The organism is Streptomyces sp. NPDC059832 (genome assembly GCF_042731715.1).
Lineage (GTDB): Bacteria > Actinomycetota > Actinomycetes > Streptomycetales > Streptomycetaceae > Streptomyces.
On record NZ_JBHWIY010000089.1, the window covers coordinates 1 to 5,153 of the forward strand.

General features: G+C 69.9%; 4 protein-coding genes and 2 pseudogenes. All 6 read left to right on the plus strand.

What is annotated here, in order from left to right; all coding sequences use genetic code 11:
* A pseudogene (locus ACFV8T_RS45215) lies at nucleotides 1-257 on the plus strand (kinase); the annotation flags it as partial.
* A gap of 113 nt (nucleotides 258-370) precedes the next feature.
* Nucleotides 371-1,021: pseudogene (locus tag ACFV8T_RS45220) on the plus strand (M15 family metallopeptidase).
* Nucleotides 1,022-1,058: 37 nt separating this feature from the next.
* On the plus strand, nucleotides 1,059-1,727 hold the full coding sequence (locus tag ACFV8T_RS45225) for a class I SAM-dependent methyltransferase (protein WP_385339667.1): 669 nt from the start codon (nucleotides 1,059-1,061) through the stop codon (nucleotides 1,725-1,727).
* Nucleotides 1,728-1,736: 9 nt separating this feature from the next.
* Complete coding sequence (fxlM, locus tag ACFV8T_RS45230; RefSeq protein ID WP_385339670.1) at nucleotides 1,737-3,374, plus strand: methyltransferase, FxLD system; 1,638 nt, start codon at nucleotides 1,737-1,739, stop codon at nucleotides 3,372-3,374.
* Nucleotides 3,367-4,704: an MFS transporter gene (locus ACFV8T_RS45235; RefSeq protein ID WP_385339672.1), complete on the plus strand. Its 1,338-nt coding sequence runs from the start codon at nucleotides 3,367-3,369 to the stop codon at nucleotides 4,702-4,704. Before fxlM ends, ACFV8T_RS45235 begins: the two co-directional genes overlap by 8 nt.
* Nucleotides 4,701-5,045 (plus strand): glycosyltransferase family 2 protein, encoded by a 345-nt coding sequence (locus ACFV8T_RS45240; RefSeq protein WP_385339675.1) that lies wholly within the window; start codon nucleotides 4,701-4,703, stop codon nucleotides 5,043-5,045. Before ACFV8T_RS45235 ends, ACFV8T_RS45240 begins: the two co-directional genes overlap by 4 nt.
* Nucleotides 5,046-5,153 lie beyond the last annotated feature (108 nt).

Sequence of the window (5,153 nt, forward strand, 5' to 3'; positions counted from 1 at the left end):
GCGACCACCGCGGTGTCTCCCGCTGCTACTACCTCGACATTCCCATCGAGGAGACGCTGGCCCGGCATTCTTCAAAGGCCGACCGGGAATATCTGGCCCATGTCACCGAGCGGGAGTTACGCGACTGGTACCGAGCGCGCGATCTCCTACCGGAGGGGGTCGAAACCGTAATCGGAGCAGACAGCAGCCTCACCGACACGGTCGGGCGCATCATGTGCGAAACCGGCCTCGAAAGGGCACCCGTGCACACCCCCTGAGACCGCCTCTCATCGATTCTCACCAAAGACGGCACACCGACATTCGCAAGCTGCTCGACGCTGAATTGCGTGACACGAACCGAAAACTTCGACCCATGGAACAGGGAAAAGTCATGGCGATCATCTTGATGTCCGATCCGTCCGTGGCCGCGATTCCGGTAGAGGAGTGTGGCGAGCCCCTGGTCGACGTCCGTCAGTGCGGAGAACTGCTTACCGACACCCGCAGATCCGACCCGGCCGGCGCTTTCGCGCACCTGCGCCAGGGGGTCCGCGACCGACTGCTGGACGCACAAAGCCGGCTTCCTGACGGGCTGCGTCTCCTCATCGTCGAGGGCTACCGGCCGCCGGACCTGCAGCAGACGTACTTCGAGCGGTACTCGGCGCAGCTGCGCGCGGCCAATCCGGACTGGACGCAGCAGGACATCCGGGTGGCAGCCAGCCGCTATGTGTCGCCCCCGGAGATTGCACCGCACAGCGCCGGGTCCGCCGTTGACCTGACTCTCGTCGACCGGACGGGCGCAGAATTGGATATGGGGACGGCAATGAACGCGAACCCCGAGGAAAGCGAGAACGCCTGCTACACCGGCGCCGCCAACATCTCAGCGAGGGCCAGAGAAAACCGGACCACGCTTTCCATCGCGCTCTCAGAAGCCGGACTGATCAACTATTTGACGGAATGTTGACATTGGTCGTTTGGCGACCGTTACTGGGCACTGCAGACAAATCAGCCTGCCGCCCTTTACGGCCCCGCCGAAATTCCGTAATGACACCGTCCCGCCTTTCACGAATGAGGAGCGATCTGTGGGATACACCCGGGCCGACTGGTCCGAGCACTACAGCGAGGGCCGTGGCTTTCGAGGACTCGGGGACGAGGAGAGGAGATTACTCATCGAGCACACGCCGGCGCCCGAGGGCGGCCGCGCGCTGGATGCCTGCTCCGGCACTGGCGAGCTGGCGGCATACCTTGCCTCGCTCGGGTACTGCGTCGACGGCGTCGACTTCGCCGAAGGCGCGCTGGAGCGGGCTCGGTCGGAGCATGCCGGCGTGGAGGGGGTGCGCTGGCTGTGCCTGGACGTGGAACACGACGACCTGGCCGGCCTGGCCGAGGACGGCTACGGCCTGATCACCCTGCGGCTGTGCATTGCCTTCGTCCGCGATCGTGCCAGGGTGCTGCGCCGTCTGGCTGCGCTGCTGTCTGAGGAAGGTGTGCTCGTCGTCATCACACCGATTGCGGAGAACACCTCGCCGGAGCGGCGCCACATCGCACTGGACGAGGATGAACTCGCAGCGCTCACCGATGGGTTCGAGAACGTCGAGCGGTTCGACGCGGCGGGCCTGGCTGTGCTGGTCCTGCGCTGCCCGGGCGGGTCGTTCAGTGCGCAGGAGAAGCTGCGGCCCGACCCGCAATCGGTCCTCGGTGCCGCGGTCGTGGCCACCGACGCGTACGGGCGGGTCCTGCTGGGCCGCTAGACCCGGGGGATGTGGGAACTGCCCGGCGGCCGGATCGAGACGGCCGAAGCCGCACCGGCGGCTGCCGTGCGGGAGTTGACGGAAGAGACCGGGCTGACGGCGCGCCTGGAGGACGCACATGTCATCACGGTCCTTCACGACGACCGGCTGGACGTGCGGCGTGTCACCGCCGTGGTCCGCCTCACCGGCTGGTGCGGTGAACTCGCTCTGCCCGAGCCGCACCGCTTCGTGCGATGGGAGTGGCACGACCTGCCCACTCTGGCGACCCTGGGGAAGATCTTTGCGCCCAGCGCCCAGGCCATGAACGCAGTATGGCCGGGGGTCCTGCCGGGGCTGCCGCCTGTCCACTCCTACGTGTGCGCCGCCACCGTGCCGCCGGTGCCCGGCGAGCCGGCCGAGGCCGTCCGGCTGCGCGGCTGGATGGCGGACATCGTGATCGGCAAGGACTGGGCACCCTCTCCGAGAGTCCAGGCCGCGCTGCGCGAGGTGCCCCGGCACCGGTTCGTTCCCGAGGCTGCGCTGGAGACGGCCTACCACGACGACCTCGCCGTGGTGACGGTCCGGGAGTCGCCCCGCACCGCGCTCAGTTCCGTCTCGGCGGCTTGGCTGCAGGCCCACATGATCGAGGAACTCCAGCTGGATCCGGGGATGACCGTGCTGGAGATCGGATCCGGCGGGTACAACGCGGAGCTCCTCGCGCACGTTGTCGGGGACCGCGGCCGCGTGGTGACCGTGGACATCGACCCGTACGTGGTGCACCGCACGCAGCGGCTGTGCGCGGAAGCCGGAAGCGGCCGGGTCACGGCCGTCCTCGGTGACGGTGGTCTCGGCGCACCCGGCCACGTCCCCGCCCGGGGGTTCGACGGGGTGGTGATCACCCACAGCGCGGCCGACATCGCACCGTCGTGGCGGGAGCAGCTTGCCGAGGGAGCGCGGCTGGTCGTGCCGCTGGAGATGGGGGGCTACACCCGCTCGCTCACTTTGGTCCGGCGTGGAGACGTGCTGCACACGGAGCACTGGACGTACTGCGGTTTCGTGCGGGACCGTGGTGCCGCCGCCCGCACCGCTGCGTCCGTCCCTCTGGCCGGCGGCGAGGTCACCGTGCGGTGGGAGGACGGGGCGCCCAGCGACACCGCCGGGCTCGATGAGGCGCTGCGCGGGCCCCGTCACGAGCTCACCACCGGCCTCGTGGTCCGGGGTACCTTCAATTTCGAGACCCTGCAGGTCTACGCCGCGACCACGCTGCCGGGGTTCTTCCGTCTGACCGCCCCCGAGGGGTCAACGCTGGTGGAGCGGCAGGACGCGGCCGCGATGCTGGCGGACGGCTCCCTCGCCTACCTGACCCATCGCATGGTCGAGGACGCCCCGGATCCGGCCGACCGGCTGACCGAGTTCTTCATCCACGCCTACGGCCCGGCCGCCGACGAGCTGGCAAAGCGCTTCGCCGACTGCGTGCGCACCTGGGACCAGAAGGTACGCGAGAGCGGCTACCCACCGATGACCGTCCACCCGGCCGGAACTCCCGACGAACAGCTGCCGGTTGGTGATGTGCTCGACAAGCCCTTCGCGAGGCTCGTCTTCCAGTGGCCCGGCCGCATTCCCGACGGGACACCGGACCTGCTTACGGCAGGCGGCCGGCGTGCCTGACTCCCACGAGCTGATCCCTGCGAAGTCCGGGCCACCCTACGGCGACGAAGCCGCGAGCAGTCGGCCCCCGGCTTTGTTCTCGCTGCGCGCACACCCTTCATTCAGCGCGTACCTGACCGGGGAGGCTGCGAGTCTGCTGGGCACATCGGCGCACACTGTGGCACTGCCCGCCCTCGCGGTTCTCGTTCTGCACGCGAGCCCCGGCCAGGTCGCCACGCTCGCTGTTCTCTCCCAGGCACCCGCGTTCGTTCTGGCCCTGCCGGCCGGGGCCTACGTCGACCAGCATGCGAAGCGGCCGGTCCTGATCGGCACTGACCTGGTCGCCGCGGTGGCCGTCGCCGCGATCCCCCTCGCCGCGCTCGGCGGGTGGTTGTCCTTCCCGGTGCTCTACGTCGTCGCTCTGATCGTGGGGTCGGTGACGGTGCTGCACCTGGCGGCCGCGATCGCCGTAGTGCCTGAGCTGGTGCCCGCGCCCCTGCTCCACGAGGCCAACTCGCGGGTCGGCAGTGCGTTCAGCCTCGCGGACACCCTCGGCGCCTACGCCGGCGCCGGGGTGGTGGCCGCGCTGGGCGCGGTCCGCGCGTTCTGGCTGGACGCCTTGTCGTACGCGTTCTCCGCCTGGTCCGCGACCCGGATCCGCCTCGCCGAGGACCACGCTGGACCCGCTCAGGAGAGAGCGCGGCTGGGCCCGGCCATGTGGGCGGGTCTGGTCTTCGTCGCGCGCACCCCTGTGGTCCGCACGCTGGTACTGGGCCTGTCCCTCACCGGCGTCGGCGCAACCCTGATCGAGGTGTACCGGACGTACTACCTGCTCACCGTGCTGGACGCGGGTCCTCTCGGGCTGGGCATCGTGATGGGCGTCTCCGGCGTCGGCGGCGTCATCGGCGCGCTGAAGGCCCCTCAGCTGGCGAGGCGGTACGGGCCGGGCCCGTTGATGCTGGCGGCCTTCGGTCTCTACCCCGTGCTGGGTATCCCGCTGCTCCTGGCCCGGCCCGGTCCCGGGTGGCTGGCGGTGCTCGCGTTCACCGGCGCCGTGCAGACGGCGGCCGCGACCTGCGCGGGCACGACGCAGCGGTCGGTGCGCCAGCAGTTGACGCCGTCCGGGCTCCAGGGCCGAGCCCAGCAGACCTCGACGTGGCTCGTTTCCGGAACCCGGCCGTTCGCCTCGGCCGGCGCCGGGGTCCTGGCCGGAGTCTCCTCGGTCCCCACGGCAATGTGGGCCGGCACCGCGATCCTGTGCCTGCCGCCTCTCCTCCTGCTGGTGACCCAGGTCGGTCGCCTCACGGCCATGCCCCTGGCCACCGTCTCGAACATTGAGGAGGCCGCGTGACACCGCGAGTGGACGTCGTCGTGCTGACCATGGGCGACCGCCCCGAGGAGGAGGCCCACGCCCAGCAGACACTGCTGGCCCAGACCGGCGTCCAGGTGCGGGTGTGCGTGGTCGGCAACGGGTGCACCCCGCAGGTCGTGCCGCCCGGGGCGCTCACCGTCGCCCTGCCGCAGAACATCGGAATCCCCGGCGGACGCAACGTCGGCGCCGATGCGCTGCGCGCGGCCGGTGCCCCCGCCGACTATGTGTTCTTCCTGGACAACGACGCCTGCCTGCCGCGCCCCGATGTCCTCGTCCGGCTCGTCGCAGCGGCCGATGAACACCCCGACGCCGCTTACTGACTTCGGCTCGTTGGGGTGAACTTTCCCGAAGTCCCTGACGGGCTTGGTGTGGTGGCTGTATTCGATGGTGTGTGAGGTATTCGGATGGGGGCGGGCTGACCGTTGCGG

What these genes read in the sequence shown, in the direction of transcription:
- fxlM (WP_385339670.1), top strand. Translation starts at nt 1,737, where the DNA reads ATGTGGGAACTGCCCGGCGGCCGGATCGAGACGGCCGAAGCCGCACCG.